The 16,568-nt window shown below is 40.2% G+C and carries 13 protein-coding genes and 2 tRNA genes; 8 read left to right on the top strand and 7 right to left on the bottom strand.

What is annotated here, in order from left to right; genetic code table 11:
* Positions 1-5 precede the first annotated feature (5 nt).
* Positions 6-755 (bottom strand): GLPGLI family protein, encoded by a 750-nt coding sequence (locus HOP08_11570; GenBank protein NOT75560.1) that lies wholly within the window; start codon positions 753-755, stop codon positions 6-8.
* Between the two features lie 216 nt (positions 756-971).
* On the opposite strand from HOP08_11570, the gene HOP08_11565 reads away from it, so the two are divergent.
* The 4 genes from HOP08_11565 to treA all read left to right on the top strand — a co-directional run bounded on the left by HOP08_11565 (position 972) and on the right by treA (position 6,057).
* Positions 972-2,459: a HAMP domain-containing histidine kinase gene (locus HOP08_11565; protein NOT75559.1), complete on the top strand. Its 1,488-nt coding sequence runs from the start codon at positions 972-974 to the stop codon at positions 2,457-2,459.
* On the top strand, positions 2,459-3,148 hold the full coding sequence (locus HOP08_11560; protein NOT75558.1) for a response regulator transcription factor: 690 nt from the start codon (positions 2,459-2,461) through the stop codon (positions 3,146-3,148). Before HOP08_11565 ends, HOP08_11560 begins: the two co-directional genes overlap by 1 nt.
* A 138-nt stretch (positions 3,149-3,286) precedes the next feature.
* Positions 3,287-4,549, top strand: coding sequence for an MFS transporter (locus tag HOP08_11555; GenBank protein NOT75557.1), 1,263 nt, complete (start codon positions 3,287-3,289; stop codon positions 4,547-4,549).
* A gap of 11 nt (positions 4,550-4,560) precedes the next feature.
* Positions 4,561-6,057 carry an alpha,alpha-trehalase TreA gene (treA, locus tag HOP08_11550; protein ID NOT75556.1) on the top strand — a complete coding sequence of 499 codons (1,497 nt, stop codon included), beginning with the start codon at positions 4,561-4,563 and terminating at the stop codon, positions 6,055-6,057.
* Positions 6,058-6,059: 2 nt separating this feature from the next.
* On the opposite strand, the gene HOP08_11545 is transcribed toward treA, so the two are convergent.
* Complete coding sequence (locus HOP08_11545; GenBank protein ID NOT75555.1) at positions 6,060-7,304, bottom strand: alkaline phosphatase family protein; 1,245 nt, start codon at positions 7,302-7,304, stop codon at positions 6,060-6,062.
* A 145-nt stretch (positions 7,305-7,449) separates the two neighbouring features.
* Here HOP08_11545 and HOP08_11540 point away from each other — a divergent pair, with 145 nt between their 5' ends.
* The 4 genes from HOP08_11540 (at position 7,450) to HOP08_11525 (ending at position 14,271) form a co-directional block, all read left to right on the top strand.
* The gene (locus HOP08_11540; protein ID NOT75554.1) at positions 7,450-11,214 is read left to right on the top strand and encodes a S8 family serine peptidase; all 3,765 of its coding nucleotides are present in this window, start codon (positions 7,450-7,452) and stop codon (positions 11,212-11,214) included.
* A 25-nt stretch (positions 11,215-11,239) separates the two neighbouring features.
* Positions 11,240-11,746, top strand: coding sequence for a cupin domain-containing protein (locus HOP08_11535; GenBank protein NOT75553.1), 507 nt, complete (start codon positions 11,240-11,242; stop codon positions 11,744-11,746).
* A 66-nt stretch (positions 11,747-11,812) separates the two neighbouring features.
* Complete coding sequence (locus HOP08_11530; GenBank protein NOT75552.1) at positions 11,813-13,687, top strand: M1 family metallopeptidase; 1,875 nt, start codon at positions 11,813-11,815, stop codon at positions 13,685-13,687.
* Between the two features lie 11 nt (positions 13,688-13,698).
* A complete protein-coding gene (locus HOP08_11525; protein ID NOT75551.1) occupies positions 13,699-14,271 on the top strand; it encodes a pentapeptide repeat-containing protein in 573 nt (190 codons plus the stop codon).
* Between the two features lie 62 nt (positions 14,272-14,333).
* On the opposite strand, the gene HOP08_11520 is transcribed toward HOP08_11525, so the two are convergent.
* The 5 genes from HOP08_11520 to HOP08_11500 all read right to left on the bottom strand — a co-directional run bounded on the left by HOP08_11520 (position 14,334) and on the right by HOP08_11500 (position 16,487).
* Positions 14,334-14,406, bottom strand: a tRNA-Lys gene (locus HOP08_11520).
* A 15-nt stretch (positions 14,407-14,421) separates the two neighbouring features.
* A tRNA-Val gene (locus HOP08_11515) sits at positions 14,422-14,496 on the bottom strand.
* A 120-nt stretch (positions 14,497-14,616) separates the two neighbouring features.
* Positions 14,617-14,826: a (4Fe-4S)-binding protein gene (locus HOP08_11510; protein NOT75550.1), complete on the bottom strand. Its 210-nt coding sequence runs from the start codon at positions 14,824-14,826 to the stop codon at positions 14,617-14,619.
* A 66-nt stretch (positions 14,827-14,892) separates the two neighbouring features.
* Complete coding sequence (locus HOP08_11505; protein NOT75549.1) at positions 14,893-15,762, bottom strand: pirin family protein; 870 nt, start codon at positions 15,760-15,762, stop codon at positions 14,893-14,895.
* Positions 15,763-15,776: 14 nt separating this feature from the next.
* Complete coding sequence (locus tag HOP08_11500) at positions 15,777-16,487, bottom strand: pirin family protein (GenBank protein NOT75548.1); 711 nt, start codon at positions 16,485-16,487, stop codon at positions 15,777-15,779.
* Positions 16,488-16,568 lie beyond the last annotated feature (81 nt).

Genomic DNA, 16,568 nt, shown 5'->3' with positions numbered 1-16,568 from the left:
AGAGACTATCGGATAATAAATGTGTTGTTACCACCCATCTTTTTCATTTGCTCTTCCATGATAGCACGGAATTCTACACGTGAAATTTTTGTTCCTGAAGTAGGTGCTTTGAGATCATTTTTCTTCAACTCTTTAACCTCAACTGATTTCGCAATAAAGACTCTCTCCTCATTATTGATATCAAGCGCAAGAATTGCACCTGGCAATGTGTTGAATCTTTCAGGCCCTAAGAAAGGACGTATCTTATCAGTATACCATGCAGTGATTTCCTGCTTTCCGGAAGGCTGTGTTTCGTCAGTATAATATGCCTGCTTGCACTCATACCCTGCAATTGTCTTGGTTCCGGTTCCAAATTTCCACGGTGAAACTTTTACGGTATCGGTGACAAGATATTCCTTGCCCATAAACTCCTGTTTGGTCAACATAATGTTAGTCGCCTGGCTCAGGTAGATCTCTGTATTTGGATTTCGCATGGTCATTCTCATACCACCACCAGAAACGGTAGCCGATGTTGCCTCGTCTTCATCTTCTATGAGTGGCTTGTAAATAGATTCATCTGCTTTAAAGAACAGTTGTTGCTTGGTTGTTCTGAACTCAGGAATCATTTGTTTCATCTGTGCACGCTCAGCAGGAATTCTGCGGTGCATATTAATTTTCACTTCGTAGGTAATAACACCTTCGGCCACTTGTCCAAAAACTACCTGGACGGTAGCAATTGAAACTAAGAAGCCCACTATCAATAACATTCTTTTCATAAAAGTTTGATTTAAAGTCATCATTGGTTACAGGGGTAAATTTACGGGGATCAGCGCGATACAATGGTTAATCCAATCATAATAAAGGTTAATTAATGTTAAAGACTGAACGTCAGTCGATCTAAAGCCGTTAATTTGTCTTCAGGTTGAAATGAATTATCCGGTCAGGATGACAAAACGAAAGAAATAGTTTGACAAGGGTCTCATTAATTTAAAATGAAGAAAAACAGAGCCATATTAATTCTTATGATCAGTAGCATAGTTTTGCTGCTCGCATTGCAGGCATTCTGGCTTACCAGCTCATATGAAAGAGCTTTTTTTGACTTGCGACGTGAATCCAATGGCCTTTTCCGATCTTCTATTATTGCATTGAGAGATTCAACTTTAAGTCGTCAATTCATTGAAATAAAAACTGATACTCAAAAAATCAGAGGAAATATTCTTCTTTCAGGCGCAACGGATTCTATAAAAGGCAAAGAGGTACTGAAGCCTTCAACATCTTCACAGATAAAAATCTATATTTCATCTGAACGTAAGGGTGGCGACTCAATAAAATCGTTCTTCAGCCCACTTGCCTCGCGAATACGTGAAGGAAGATTTCAAAGGGGGGAAAATTTTATATTTCGAATGAACGATGACTCATTGTCCATCGACAGTGTTAAAGCTCATTTTGAAAAAGCAATTTCGACAACCCGCGAACCCATAAATTTTCATATACGATATAGTTCGTTTATTCCAACGCCATCAAGTTTCCATCCCGGAAAAAATCTTTTCAAAAGAAACGAAATGGAAAGGGAGGTTGGAAGAATAAGCCCGTTCTCCGATTCACTTTCAACAGAATGGGTATCCTCTGATCCAATTCACAGATATGCTGCAGTATTGACTGACTTTCGGTCAATCCTTTTGAAGGCAATATTCCCCCAGATTTTATTTTCTCTTTTTCTTACGCTGATAACCATAACATCATTTGTAATTCTGCACAGGAGTCTTCGTTCACAGCAGCGACTGGTTGTCATGAAAAATGATTTTATCAGCAATATTACACATGAGATCAAAACACCTATTGCTACCGTAAGCGTGGCACTGGAAGCTTTGAAGAATTTCAATGGTATTGATAATCCAGTCCGGACCAAAGAATATCTTGAGATTGCTCAGCATGAATTGCAGCGATTGTCAATTCTTACCGATAAGGTTCTTCACACTTCCATCTTTGATGAAAAAGGTGTTAAGCTTGAACTGGAAACAGTGGACCTAGAAAAAACCATGAGTGATATTCTCAACTCCATGAATCTGCTTGCGGAAAAGAATAACTCTACAATAGAATTTCAAAAATCAGGAAGTGATTTTACTATTGAAGGAAGTCAGGTTCACCTCACCAATGTTATTTACAATCTGATCGATAATGCATTAAAGTACAGTCCTGTAAAGCCGGAGCTGAACATTTCGCTAAAAGATCTGGGTGAGAATATTCAGTTTTCCATCACAGACAAAGGATTGGGGATCGCTAAAGAATTTCATGAAAAGATCTTTGAGAAATTCTTCAGAACACCAACCGGCAATGTCCACACTATCAAAGGATATGGTCTCGGATTGAGTTATGTTGAAGGGGTGGTGAAGGCACATCATGGAAAAATTTCAGTGGAGAGTGAATTGGGAAAGGGAAGTACCTTTACCGTTACACTCCCAAGAAAATTCAAAGGGTAATGAGTAAAATAAAAATCCTTTATGTGGAGGACGAACCTTTTCTTGGAAGGATTGTAAAAGAGAGTCTTGAAAGTCGGGATTTTGAAGTGAGCATGGCAACGGATGGAAAGAATGTAATAGATCTCTTCAAGCAAACACAACCTGCCATCTGTGTACTGGATGTTATGCTTCCCAATAAAGATGGTTATACACTTGCGCAAAATATACGTCAACTCAACCCAACCATTCCAATCATTTTTGTAACCGCAAAAACTCAGACAGAAGATCTGGTAAAAGGTTTTGAAGTGGGTGGTAATGATTATTTAAGGAAGCCATTTAGCATGGAAGAATTAATTGTCCGAGTGAACAATCTGTTGAGATGGACAAAAAAAGATGCAGTCAATGTTCTTCCTGAAATTTTGCCGTTAGGGAAATATGAGTTCTCTCCCAATCGATATGAATTGAAGAACGGTGGTTCTGTAAGAAAGCTTTCGCATCGTGAGGCAATGCTTCTTCAGGTATTGTGCGAAAACAAAAACAAGGTGGTGAATAGAAAAGATGTACTGCTACGTGTCTGGGGCGATGATTCTTTCTTCAATTCCAGAAATCTTGATGTTTATATCACAAAGCTTCGTGATTATCTTAAAGAAGACCCTTCCGTTGAGATCATTACCATCAAAGGGGTAGGGTATCATTTTGCAGTAGCATAGATTTTGTTCTCATAGCAATAAAAGGGAGGCCAATCGTCTCCCTTTTTTATTAACTATCATTTCTAAAATCTCATTACCTTAGTTTAATTAATTTACTGATGCCCTTAATACCCAATAGCTCCACTAATAAATAAGCTCATGTCCAACTGGAAAATCAAAGTTTCTCTCTTTCTGAACTATTTCGTTTTCGCAATACTCCTCAACAGCGTTGGAACCGTTATCCTGCAGGTTCAGAGCAACTACGGTGTTTCTGAATCATCCGCCAGTGTACTCGAAGCATTTAAAGATCTCAGCATTGCTGTCGTTTCATTTTTGATAGCTTCCTATATTACTCGCATCGGATATAAAAATTCAATGTTGATTGCTCTCGGATTCATAGCTTCTGTTTGTCTCTTGATGCCTTCTCTTGGAAGTTTTGCGATGACGAAGCTTTTATTTGCAGCAACCGGAACTTGTTTTGCCCTGATCAAAGTCTCTGTGTATGCTACCATTGGAATTGTGACCAAAGACAAGAAGGAGCATGCCAGCTTTATGAACTTTATCGAATCCTTTTTCATGATCGGAATTCTTACAGGCTATTTCATTTTCAGCGCCTTTGTTCAGGATGGGCAGCCTCAATCCACAGAATGGTTAAACGTTTACTATCTGCTTGCAGGGATTTCAGTTGCCGCATTTTTACTTTTGCTAAGCGCATCACTTGATGAATCTTCAGTGAAGGCAACTGAAGCAAAGCCTTTTCTGGAAGATTTTAAAGAAATGGTAATTCTTGCACTGAAACCTCTTGTACTGGTTTTTATCATGAGTGCTTTCACATACGTACTCATCGAACAAAGTATTATGAGCTGGCTGCCAACATTCAACAGTAAAGTATTAAGTCTTCCGGTTACACTCAGTATTCAGATGGCCAGCATCCTTGCCGCATCCACAGCGGTAGGAAGATTCACAGCAGGTATTTTATTAAGGAAAATTCATTGGTTTAATGTCTTAGTAGTTTGTTTGATGGCCGCGAGTGCTTTGGTGCTCGTAGCTATTCCGTTGGCGCAATCCAATAGTGGACAACCCGTAACAGGTTGGTCTGACGCACCCATTGGCGCATTCGTTTTCCCGCTCATCGGATTGTTCATCGCTCCTATTTATCCCGCCATTAACTCCGTTATTCTTAGCACGCTTCCCGCGCGACAGCATGGACCCATGTCAGGCCTTATTGTAATTTTCTCAGCTCTGGGTGGAACAACCGGATCCATCATCACCGGAAACATTTTTGAAGTGTACGGTGGTCAGACTGCATTTTACTTTTCCCTGGTTCCTATCGGAGTTCTCATCATTTGTCTTTTCTTTTTCAACAGAATCCAGAAAAAGTCAGAAGCAAAAATTGAATTTGGTTCCACCGGGGGACATTAAAAATATTTTCTATGAAGGATCTTCAAATACATGAACTCGGACCTTTATTCGAAGAAGTTCAATTAAAAAATATTCTGGGCGATGGCAAAACATTTCCTGATTGTATTCCAAAAAAACCACTGGACAGTATACGATCAGAGTATAGTCGCGAAAAAGCCATACCAGGATTTGATCTTCAGAGATTTTTCAACGAAAACTTTTCATTACCTAAAACATTTTCAACAGGATATGTCAGTGACACATCAAGATCGGCAGAGGAACATATCAAAGCTTTATGGGAAGTACTAACCAGGACGCCAGATGAAGAGGCCGGATCCTTATTACCACTGCCACATTCTTATATAGTTCCAGGTGGTCGCTTTCGCGAAATCTACTATTGGGATAGCTACTTCACCATGCTGGGTCTTGAGCTTTCCGATCGCGGGGATCTTATTCAAAATATGGTAGACAATTTTTCCTATCTTATTAATACGGTCGGATATATTCCAAATGGCAATAGAACCTATTTTCTGGGAAGGTCACAGCCTCCTTTTTTCTCATTGATGGTCAATCTGCTGAGCAAGCAATCATCTACTACCCGAAAAGAAACGTTGGTAAAATATCTTTTCGTTCTTGAAAAAGAGCATCAGTTCTGGATGAAGGGAGCTGAGCTTCTAACTCCTTCTCAAACTTCACAACGTCGTGTTGTAAGAATGAATGATGGGAATATTCTCAATAGATATTGGGATGAAAATGATACACCCAGGCCGGAGGCATACAAAGAGGACCTCGAATTATCTCATTCATCAAAGCAAAAGCCTGAAGAACTGTTTCGTCACCTGAGAGCTGCTGCTGAATCAGGTTGGGATTTCAGCAGTCGTTGGTTCAGAGACGAGAAATCTTTTGCTACCATTCACACAACGGAAATCATTCCGGTTGATTTGAATTGTTTGCTTCTTCACCTTGAGGAAACACTGGAAGAGGCATGGAATTTATCTGGCAACGATGTGAAATCTGGCGAATACAAACAACGCCATGAAAAAAGAAAAACTGCAATAATTCAATATTGCTGGAATGAAGAGAAAAAATTCTTTTTCGATTTCGACTTTGTCAGTCAACATCAAAAAACACAGTACACCCTGGCTGCTGCATTTCCATTATTCTTTAAGGTAGCAACGCCATTACAGGCAAAAGCGATTGCCGAAATTTTACAGACAAAATTTCTAAAACCCGGTGGGCTGATTACAACTTTAAAATCCAGCGGGCAACAATGGGATGCCCCCAATGGTTGGGCACCTCTTCAGTGGATTGCCTTCAAGGGACTTATTAATTATAATTTGCTGAACATCGCACAGCAATTGAAATCCAATTGGATCAATGCAAATCGCAAAGTCTATCAAAAGACGGGAAAGATGACAGAGAAGTATGACGTGTCAAGTGATCATGCAGAAGCAAGTGGCGGCGAATATCCTAATCAGGATGGCTTCGGATGGACGAATGGTGTTTTTCTCGCGATGGTAAACTCCTGATGCTATTTTTTCTTATAAATAAGCAATAGCACCTCCTCTTTTCCATCAATCACCGGAAGCGGAAGTCTCAGAATTTTTGCAACGAGAGGGTATACATGAATGTTTTGAAATGCAGGAATTATAACGCCGGTTTTAATATTGGGACCATTGGCATAAAATATCCCACGAACATCTTTCATCATATCAGGGTCATAGCCATGCACCCCGAAAGCACTCCCGATTTTTGCTGATCTCAACATGTTCGCCCAACCAGATTCACGGAAGTAATGATTGCCATCCACCTCCAGCAACAAATCACCTACCCGATCCACTTTATAATGCCATCGTTCAGGAAAATCTTCTTTTTTATAAACCTTGAATCCACTCTCCTTTGTTTTCAGGTATTGATACACCGAATCTTTTTTATGAGCGTTCTTAAAATAAAGACCAACATGAGTCCCTCCATTCACAACTACAACTGAAGAGTCTTTTCTATTGATAAGCTCTTCAATAAAAATATAAGTCTCCTTCTGGACAGTAAGCTCATGCATACCATGATCTGAAACAATGATAACATTTACCGGAAGGTTGACAGATTTCAGTTGATTCATAAGATTTCCCAATAGCGAATCAGCACGAAACACAGCTCCACGAACTTCTTCAGAGTTAGGGCCGAATGAATGTCCTTCGTGATCGGGAAAGGAAAAGTATAAAGTGATCATATGAGGACGTTCTTTCTCAGGCAATTTGAGCCAGGAGATTACCTGATCAACTCTTTTTTGTGGAAGAACGGTGTCATCAAAAGGAAAATAGTAATCAGGTCTTTTGCTTTCAATGTTCAATTCAGAACCGACCCAGAAAAAAGATGCTGACTTGATTCCATTCTCACGTGCAAGTTGCCACAGCGGTACTCCACCATAGTAATAGGGATCTTCCACAACCTTTCTGTCTCTCATGCCATAGACCTGCTTGCGCTTTCTGTCGTAAAATGAATTATCAACGAGACCATGATGACCTGGGGTAAGCCCGGTTACAAGAGTATAATGATTGGGAAATGTTTTACTGGGAAAGGATGGTATGAGTGCTTCCGCCTGAGATCCATTTTTAATGAAAGTGTTGAGGTTAGGAGGGTTATACTTTTCTACATAATCGTGGCGAAAGCCATCGAATGAGATCATGATAACATAAGGTGTTTCTGATTTCGTTTGAGCAAACGATATTCCGAAGGCAAACCAACCAATAAGAAAAACAAGAAATCTTCTGATCATAATTCCTTAACAAATGCCTTTGAATGATCCGTAAAATACAAATTCACGGTTTGTTACCTAAATCTTTTTACGTGTACAGAGCTACAGTATGACGGACGCGAAAAATTAATATTTTTCATATCTTGAAGATTCCTCACCTTTAAAAATGCGTTTTTACAGCGTTATACTGATCTGCCTGCTGGCATTTGTCAAAGGGTTCAGTCAGAATTTAAAAAAACTGGATACGAATTTCATTTATGCTATTGCTGGAAAGGACACGATCAAGTCACCTGTAAGCAATTCTCTTACTAATCCGTCAACGAATTCCTTGACGGACGAAAAGCATTACATCGTTCGATTTAAAAGTAGTCCAATTTTAACAAGTCAGAAAACACTGAGTGCAGGACAACAGAACACCGTAGAACAAGAGCATCAGCTTTTTGAATCAGATCTTCAATCGCTTCATCAAAAAAACAATTCCCAGGCACGCGCCATATCTCCCTTAATACATCATCATTTTAAAAATGTTTTTAATGGAACATCTGTTTCCATGACTTCAGCGGTAGCAGAAAGTGTCAAAGGTCTTTCATATGTGAGTGGTGTGATAGAAGATGTTGAAGTCAAAGCATTTGATGATGTGACACAGGTGTTGATCGGTGCTGATAAAGTATGGTCTCAGTTTTCAACAACCGGCTCCGGTATCCGCATTGGAATCATTGACACCGGAATTGATTATCGTCATCCGGCTCTTGGTTCAGGATTTGGTCCGGGGTTTAAAGTTGTAGGCGGATATGATTTCATAAATAATGATAATGATCCATTGGATGATAATGGGCATGGAACGCATGTCGCAGGTATTGCTGCAGCGAATGGCACTACTATAAAAGGTATCGCTCCCGGCGCAAAATTATATGCATACAAAGTATTAGATCAAAATGGCTCAGGATATTCCAGTTTGTCAATTGCCGCTATTGAAAAAGCTGTTGACCCCGATCAGAATCCTGCGACGCCAGACTATCTCGACGTAATTAACATGAGCCTTGGTTCTCCAGCCTCAAACACACGCGATTTTCTTGAGGAAGCTGTTAACAATGCTTCTGATATTGGAATAATTTTTTGTATTGCTGCCGGTAATTCAGGCAGTAGTATCCAAAGTATTGCCACTCCAGGGATCGCTGAAAAAGCAATTACAGTAGGCGCATCATCCAACCAGGATGATATCGCGCCATTTTCTTCACGGGGACCTGTACCATATTCGTTTCGCTTGAAACCTGATGTTACTGCTCCCGGAGTTGGTGTCAACTCAACCTTTCTGGGAGGTGGTTATTCTGCTCTTAACGGAACATCAATGGCTTCTCCACATGTCGCGGGAGCCGCAGCACTTCTCAAGAGCCTTCATCCCGATTGGACTCCGGAAATAGTGAAAGCTGTATTAATGGAAAGCTCTTCAAACATTGCAGGCTTTGCCTGGGACAAGGGAGCAGGCCGAATCGATTTATTGAAGGCTGCCAAATCGGGTTTTGCCATTACACCCGGCTCGCTCAGCATTGGTAAACTAGACAGAAGCCAGCCAGAAACAACCTATACTTTTCCTGTCAAGGTTGTTAATCTAAATGCTGATGCAAAAACAGTAAACCTTGATCTGTCACAATTAATCAAAGCCGGAGTTGCTGCAACATTAAGTGCGAACGCGGTGACACTGAATGCTTTTGAGTCCAAACCTTTAACACTAACTGTTAAAATAACACCCACATTGTTGACATCTATTCCCTATCCTGGAATTTTTGTTGGAAAAATAGTAGGAACATCTGGCTCTGAGTCTATCTCTTCAAGTGTTTCATTCATTAATCAAAAGTTATTTAAAGTCCGCTTTCAAAATGGAATGCCGGATATTCTTTGGGTTGCCAATACCAGTACTTTAGGGTCATACAGTTTACTGACACGTCCATTAGAGCAGGAGATGGAACTTCTGATTCCTGATGGTCTATATGATGTGCATACTGCGTTTGGTCCAAAATCGATTTACAGGATAGAAGTCCCATCAAGCATTGGTGAAATATCATTGGATCCTTCAGAAGCTATTCATAGTCTGGATTTTGCTCCACTGGATGAAAAGGGGGATCCGATTGACTTCGATTTCAGAAGTGCCTGGTCAAGCGTCAACAGACGTGGTGCTTTGTCAACATACTATCCATTCAGGATCAGCACACTTTATTTTAATACAATTCCTGTCCTGGAGTTTGGTTTTAATGCTATGGGAATTCCAGCCGGAAAGTCCAGTTTTTATAATACAGAGATTGTTTGGACCAAAGGAATCAATCAGAGTATGGTTTTGTCAAATGATCCACTGAATTATACAAAAGTTAAGTATAGCTTTCCAACGCTACCCAATGAAGTTCGTCAAATTAGTAGTACACAGTCCGGCATATATTTCACTCCTGTTAGTATTGAAGATGTTGTAGGCTATTACACCAGAAAGAAAAAAGATGCTCCATTGGATTTTGTGTCTCAGCGTTTCAGTTTCATGCATGAGTTTTCTATCCCGAGTGGATTGTCTAAAAATTTCTGGATAACTCCAGGAATGACATTTTTCACCAACGATTCGCTCGCTCTTTATTCAGGTATTAGTTCAATTTCTGGTCCTCAGATTGCCAGCTTGCTTGGGAATTCAATTAATTTTTCGTTTGGAAGTTCAATCATGCGCTACAACGAATTCGCATCGGTCGCGAATGGCTTGGTTCAATACACACCAAAAAAAGTCAATGGGTATTTTACAAGAGCTTTGGGTGATAAGGAAATCGGCCAGGTCAAATTTGAATTATTACAAAATGATGCCATCCTTCGTACAGATAGTATTCCTAACTTCTTTCATGATCAGGACATTTTGTTATATACTTCTTATCAAACTCCAGCACCAAAAAGCTTTGCTGTAAAAAATGAATCGTATGTATTAAGGACCATTTACACAGACTATTTTGTACGAGGTCATCCGGCAAAAGCAACTGTTGATTATAAATTTAATGGGGGGTCCATCGATAGTTTTTTACCAACAATGTCAACTTTTACACTACAATCCGGCGGCTCAATCACAGATCGGATAGAGAATCAAGCTCCATCTCTGTTCTCCATGACCAACATCGGAATCGTACCTGAGATCGCAATCAGAAAAGAAGGAGAAGATGAGTGGGTGAATCTAAAGTTTGAAACTTCTGCTAAGAAAAGAATTGCAAATATTCCTACGGATCTTAAGGATGGCTATTATTCGTTAAGGATAAAAGACAAAAGTTTGTTGGGTAACCCTATCACCTACTATGCTGAACCTGCTTTTATTAAAGGGGATATTCCGACCGCAATACTTCCAACTTTGCTTATACCTGAAAAGGATAAAGTAGAAGTTCCGATAAATGAAGTTTTTAAATGGACCCGTATCGATGGTGCCTTAAGCTATACCATTCAACTTTCCAGAAATAGTGACTTTACTTCCCCCTATCGGATCGCCACTTCAAAGGTTGAGACTCATCAATTCACAGAATTACTTGACAAGTTCACAACTTTCAATTGGAGAGTACGGGCGAATTATACAAATTCTTCCTCTGCATGGACATCTTACCGGGGATTCTCTACCGGCGAAGAGATCGTTTCAAAATTAGAAGCACCCTTTACCGTGGCTACATTGGTCGCTTCACCTAATCCTTCTTCAGGAATAGTTAAAATAACTTACTCGAAAGAAAGTAAAGGCTCAACGAAAATCTCTATTCTCAATATGCTGGGAGAGCTGATCAATCAGTACATTGATGACGATGATCAAACAGGATTAAAAAGCGCCACATGGGATAGTAATTCCAGCAGGGCCACACCCGGAGGAGTATATGTTGTCATTCTTCAGGATGGGAATACTTATCTTACCAGGAAAATTGTAATTCAAAAGTAGCCTCTCACCAGAAAACACATACACATTGAATTCAAACAAAAATGCTCAATACTGGATTACTCAATTAAAATTACAATCACATCCTGAAGGCGGATTCTTTAAGGAAACTTACAGATCCATTGAGTCCATCTGGGCTACTGCCTTACCGGATCGCTATGCAGATTCAAGAAGTTTTTCCACAGCAATTTATTTTCTGTTACGTTCAGAAGATAAATCCCTTTTTCATCGCATTAAATCTGATGAGATCTGGCATTTTCATGCCGGTAGCGCACTTACAATTTATGTTTTGAATAAAGACGGACTTTCTGAGCAGAAGCTAGGACCTGAGCCAGAAAATGGAGACTCACTTCAGGTTGTAATTCCTGCTGGGTCCTGGTTCGGTGCCATCGTAAACAAACCCGACAGCTTTACATTAGCAGGTTGTACAGTAGCTCCGGGTTTTGATTTTGATGATTTCGAATTGGCGAATTCTGAAAAATTGCTAAAAGAATTTCCTGATCATTCTCAAATAATAAAAAAACTCACCAAATAATTTCAGGCAACGCTCACTCTCAGGAGTAGTGTGTTATAACTTTGTCTTTTCTAACCATCAGTTCAAATGCGAAAAAGCATCACTATTGTCTTATTGTGTGCAGGATACTTTGCACTCAACGCTCAAACATTATACACACCGCGTAACATTGCCAGAACTTTTCAGAAAGGAACGCGCGATATAAGTGGTAAGCCCGGGAAAAATTACTGGCAAAACCGTGCACGATATGCTATCTCGGTAACAGCAAATCCTCCTAATCGAAATATCACCGGAACTGAAGAAATTACCTATACGAATAATAGTCCCGATACTTTAAAATCTTTGGTCTTTAAGCTGATCCTTAACGTTCATCAGCCAGGGGCGGTTCGTCAGTCTCCTGCAAGTCCGGAATATCTCACCTCAGGAATTCACATCGATAGTTATTCCGAAAACGGAAAATCAAAAAAATGGACAGTAAATGGACCTGTTACTGCGGATCGTGTGGGGCTTATGAAACCACTTGCACCTCATGATTCAGTAAAATTATCAATCGGTTGGCATTACGATGTTTCTGTTGAAAGTGGACGAGAGGGCGCAATTGATTCTACTACTTTCTTTCTCGCCTATTTTTATCCACGGGTTGCGGTATATGATGACTCCAATGGCTGGGATCGCACGGCATTTACAGATGCACAGGAATTTTATAACGACTTCAATGATTATACTTTTCAAGTCACAGTTCCCAAAAATTATATCGTTTGGGCTACTGGCGATCTTTTAAACACAACTGAAGTATTACAGGCAACGTATGCCAAACGCCTGAATGATTCATTCACAAGTGATGAAATTATTCCCATTGCAACTGCTAAGGAGGTTTTAGCGAAAGGTGTCACCACTCAAAAAGATTTTAACACCTGGAAATGGAAAGCCAATAATGTGCCTGACGTGACAGTAGCGATCAGTAATCGTTATGCATGGGATGCCGGCAGCGTTATTGTAGATCAGTCAACAAAGAGAAGAGCCAGTGTTCAGTCAGCGTACGACGATGCCGCTCAGGACTTTCACCAAATGGTTTCTTTTGGCAAACACGCCCTTGACTGGTTTTCAAGCAAGTGGCCTGGGGTGCCATATCCATATCAAAAAAATACAATCGTTCAGGGTTATGCAGATATGGAGTACCCGATGATGGTGAATGATAGCCATCAGCAGGATCCGAATTTCGCAAGGTTTGTTGCTGAACATGAGATAGCACATACCTGGTTTCCATTTTATATGGGAATCAACGAGAACCGCTATGGTTTTATGGATGAAGGATGGGCAACTACATTGGAGTATCTTATTGGAACGGCCGATGTTGGAAAAGAAAGAGCTGATCAGCTTTTTAAAGGTTTTAGAGTTTCCAACTGGACGAATGATCCCTCCGCTGAACAGGATATTCCTATTATCACTCCCGGCAATATTCTTAGTGGCGTTGCTCTTGGAAACAATCAATATGGAAAAGCTGCCCTTGGATATCTTGCAATGAAGGACCTTCTTGGAGATGACATGTTCAAAAAATGTCTTCACGAATTCATGAATCGATGGAACGGAAAGCATCCTTTACCCTGGGATATGTTTAATACTTTTAACAATGTTTCAGGAAAAGATCTAAACTGGTTCTGGAGCAATTGGTATTTTAGTAATGATTACATTGATCTCTCAATACAAAGCGTTACTTCCTCTTCAAAAGAAATAACAATCACCATCTCCAATATCGGTGGCTATCCGGCGCCCGTAAATGTTTTGCTAACCTATGATGATGGATCTAAAGAAATCCTCCATCAAACACCCGGAATCTGGATGACCAATCCAAAGCAGTCGGTGGTAAAAGTTTCTACAAAGAAGAAAGTTCAATCTGTTATTCTGGATGGCGAGATCTTCATGGATGCCAATAAGAAAAACAATGAGTGGAAAGCAAAATAATTCATTCAGCTATGCAGGAATCATTCACAGAGGAAACATTTGAGAAAAAGAACTTTACAACAGATTCCTTCATAAAAGGTGAGTATGAAAACTGCATTTTTAAAAACTGTGATTTTTCAAACTCAGATCTCTCGGAGGTAATTTTCATAGAATGTGAATTCATAGAATGCAATCTCAGTTTGGCAACCCTGACGAAGACTGCTTTTCGCGATATAAAGTTCAATGGATGTAAGATGCTTGGACTTCATTTTGAGCATTGCAATTCCTTTGGGCTGTCGTTTGGATTTGAGAAATGTACACTCAACCACACCTCATTCTATCAGGTAAAACTGAAGAAGACACATTTCAAGGAGACTCAACTACAGGAGGTAGATTTTACTCAATGCGATCTGACATCTTCTTTATTCGATAATTGTGACCTGAGGGACGCAAAGTTTGAAAATACAATTATTGAAAAAGCTGATCTCAGAAGTTCGTTCAATTATTCCATTGACCCCGAAAGTAATTATATCAAAAAGGCCAGATTCTCCCTGCATCAGGTATATGGACTTTTAGCAAAGTATGATATCGATATTGAAGAGTAGAGATTGATTGCATCAAAAAAAGAAAGTCTTTCCATCAGTTTGACGGAAAGACTTTTAATGTGTGACCCCGGAGAGATTCGAACTCTCGACCCAATGATTAAGAGTCATTTGCTCTACCAGCTGAGCTACGGAGTCATTATCTTTTTACTGTGGGACGTACTGGGTTCGAACCAGTGACCCCTACCTTGTCGAGGTAGTGCTCTAAACCAGCTGAGCTAACATCCCTCTTCAGTTTCTCAATAATGAGGGCGCGAATATAGCAAAATCATGGATTGGGCGTAAAAGATTTCAACGACTAATTCCTTAAAATCTGTGCCAGGGCACTAATTGACCAATTTCAGGAATTCAAAAGTAAGTCAGGGCCCCAGAAGGGCATTTTTTTACCTGCTCCACAATTTTTTCCGAGGTCGCTTTCTCAGGGGTAATCCATGGTAATTCTCTGGGATGAAAGACCTCCCCAAGTCCTTTAACGCACACAGCAGAGTGTATGCATAACAAAGGTTTCCAGACGATCGTTACCTCACCATTTCCATATTCCTTAGTGATATCTTTCATTGTGCTATTCAAAGTTAAGGGTTTTCACATTTTTTACAGAACCCATCTTCAAACTTTCAAATCACTTTATTCTTCTATTAAGACTCCCATCTTTCCTTTCTGGTAATCTCTCATGGCTTCCATGATCTCCGTCTGTGTATTCATAACAAACGGTCCGTATGAAACAACTTCTTCGTTTAAAGGTGCGCCACTCAACAATAGAATACGGGTATCTTCCAATCCTTCAAGAGTAACGCCTTCGCCATCATTCTTAAAATGAGCAGCATTCAATTCTTCTACCAGACCAAAGCCATCGATTGTAAGCTTTCCATCCAGTAAATAAATGAGGGCATTATGATGCACTGGCAATGGTATTGAAATTTTACCACCCTTTTTGAAAGTCAACGTTGCGGCATTCACTTCTGTATGTGAAGGAATTGGTCCCTTTAATCCAAGGAGTTCTCCTGAAAAAAGTTTTACACTCACCTTTCCATCTTCACTCACCACGCCAGGAGCTTCTTCTTTGCTAAGAGGATGGTAAACAGGTTGATCCATCTTATGCTCTGATGGAGTATTAATCCAAAGTTGAATGATCTCCTGCCTTCCACCCAATTCTTCAATATCATGTGGTGGACGTTCGCTATGAATAACACCCATGCCTGCGTTCATCCATTGTGCACCACCTTCATAAACCACACTATCATTACCACGACTATCACGATGGTGAACGCCACCTTTGAAGATAAAGGTCACGGGTGAAAATCCACGATGAGGATGAGGCCCCACGCCTGCATGATCCGGATCCAAATGCTTAGGTACCTTTATGTCTGCATGATGCAACAAGAGGAACGGATCAATCTGCTCGACTCTTTGTGAAGGCAATGGCTGACGGATCGGCATTCCACCCATGTCGACTTTGTGTCCGTATAATAAAGAAGATACTGTCCTGTTTTTCATAAAAATCCTTTCTTTTAATTCATTGGAACTTCTATTAATAAGACTTCGGCATCGCTATCAGCAGCAATTGAAAGTTTATCGGTGTCCCAGATTCCCAGACCATCTCTTTTATTCAAAGATTGTCCATTGATAGTCACATCTCCGTCTACAACAAAAACGTAAACGCCGTTTCCTTTTTGATTTATTGTGTACTCCGTCGTATGTCCCTTTTTTAGATCACCCAGATTAAACCATGCATCCTGATTGATCCAAAGAGCATTCTCATCTTTCTTTGGCGAAACCACTACCTGAAGTTTATTGATACGATCCTCTGGTTTGAATTCCTTTTGATCATATCGTGGTGTAATGTTTCTTTCCTTTGGGAACACCCAAATCTGAAGAAAATTAACATCTTCATTTGAGGAAGCATTTTTTTCACTGTGAGCAATTCCGGACCCAGCACTCATGATCTGGACCTCTCCTGACTTAATAATGCCATGACCACCCGTATTGTCTCCGTGCTCAAGCGAACCCCGGAGCGGAATAGAAATAATTTCCATGTTATCATGTGGATGACGGCCAAAGCCCATTCCTCCCGTTACGATATCATCATTTAAAACTCTTAGCATTCCAAAGTGAACCCGGTCAGGATTGTTATATCCCGCAAAGCTGAATGAATGATATGAGTTGAGCCAGCCATGGTTGGCATGGCCTCTTGTGTCGGCTTTATGCAATGTTGTTTTCATATGTTTTTGCTTTTGGTACCGTTATAACGAAGACTTGTAGAACAAAGTTACATACAATAGTTGTAAATACAACTATTGTTG

Source organism: Cyclobacteriaceae bacterium, assembly GCA_013141055.1.
GTDB lineage: Bacteria > Bacteroidota > Bacteroidia > Cytophagales > Cyclobacteriaceae > ELB16-189.
This window is presented reverse-complemented; position numbering and strand designations above follow the sequence as displayed.

What these genes read in the sequence shown, in the direction of transcription:
- HOP08_11570 (NOT75560.1), bottom strand. Translation starts at nt 755, where the DNA reads ATGAAAAGAATGTTATTGATAGTGGGCTTCTTAGTTTCAATTGCTACC.
- HOP08_11565 (NOT75559.1), top strand. Translation starts at nt 972, where the DNA reads ATGAAGAAAAACAGAGCCATATTAATTCTTATGATCAGTAGCATAGTT.
- HOP08_11560 (NOT75558.1), top strand. Translation starts at nt 2,459, where the DNA reads ATGAGTAAAATAAAAATCCTTTATGTGGAGGACGAACCTTTTCTTGGA.
- HOP08_11555 (NOT75557.1), top strand. Translation starts at nt 3,287, where the DNA reads ATGTCCAACTGGAAAATCAAAGTTTCTCTCTTTCTGAACTATTTCGTT.
- treA (NOT75556.1), top strand. Translation starts at nt 4,561, where the DNA reads ATGAAGGATCTTCAAATACATGAACTCGGACCTTTATTCGAAGAAGTT.
- HOP08_11545 (NOT75555.1), bottom strand. Translation starts at nt 7,304, where the DNA reads ATGATCAGAAGATTTCTTGTTTTTCTTATTGGTTGGTTTGCCTTCGGA.
- HOP08_11540 (NOT75554.1), top strand. Translation starts at nt 7,450, where the DNA reads ATGCGTTTTTACAGCGTTATACTGATCTGCCTGCTGGCATTTGTCAAA.
- HOP08_11530 (NOT75552.1), top strand. Translation starts at nt 11,813, where the DNA reads ATGCGAAAAAGCATCACTATTGTCTTATTGTGTGCAGGATACTTTGCA.
- HOP08_11525 (NOT75551.1), top strand. Translation starts at nt 13,699, where the DNA reads ATGCAGGAATCATTCACAGAGGAAACATTTGAGAAAAAGAACTTTACA.
- HOP08_11510 (NOT75550.1), bottom strand. Translation starts at nt 14,826, where the DNA reads ATGAAAGATATCACTAAGGAATATGGAAATGGTGAGGTAACGATCGTC.
- HOP08_11505 (NOT75549.1), bottom strand. Translation starts at nt 15,762, where the DNA reads ATGAAAAACAGGACAGTATCTTCTTTATTATACGGACACAAAGTCGAC.
- HOP08_11500 (NOT75548.1), bottom strand. Translation starts at nt 16,487, where the DNA reads ATGAAAACAACATTGCATAAAGCCGACACAAGAGGCCATGCCAACCAT.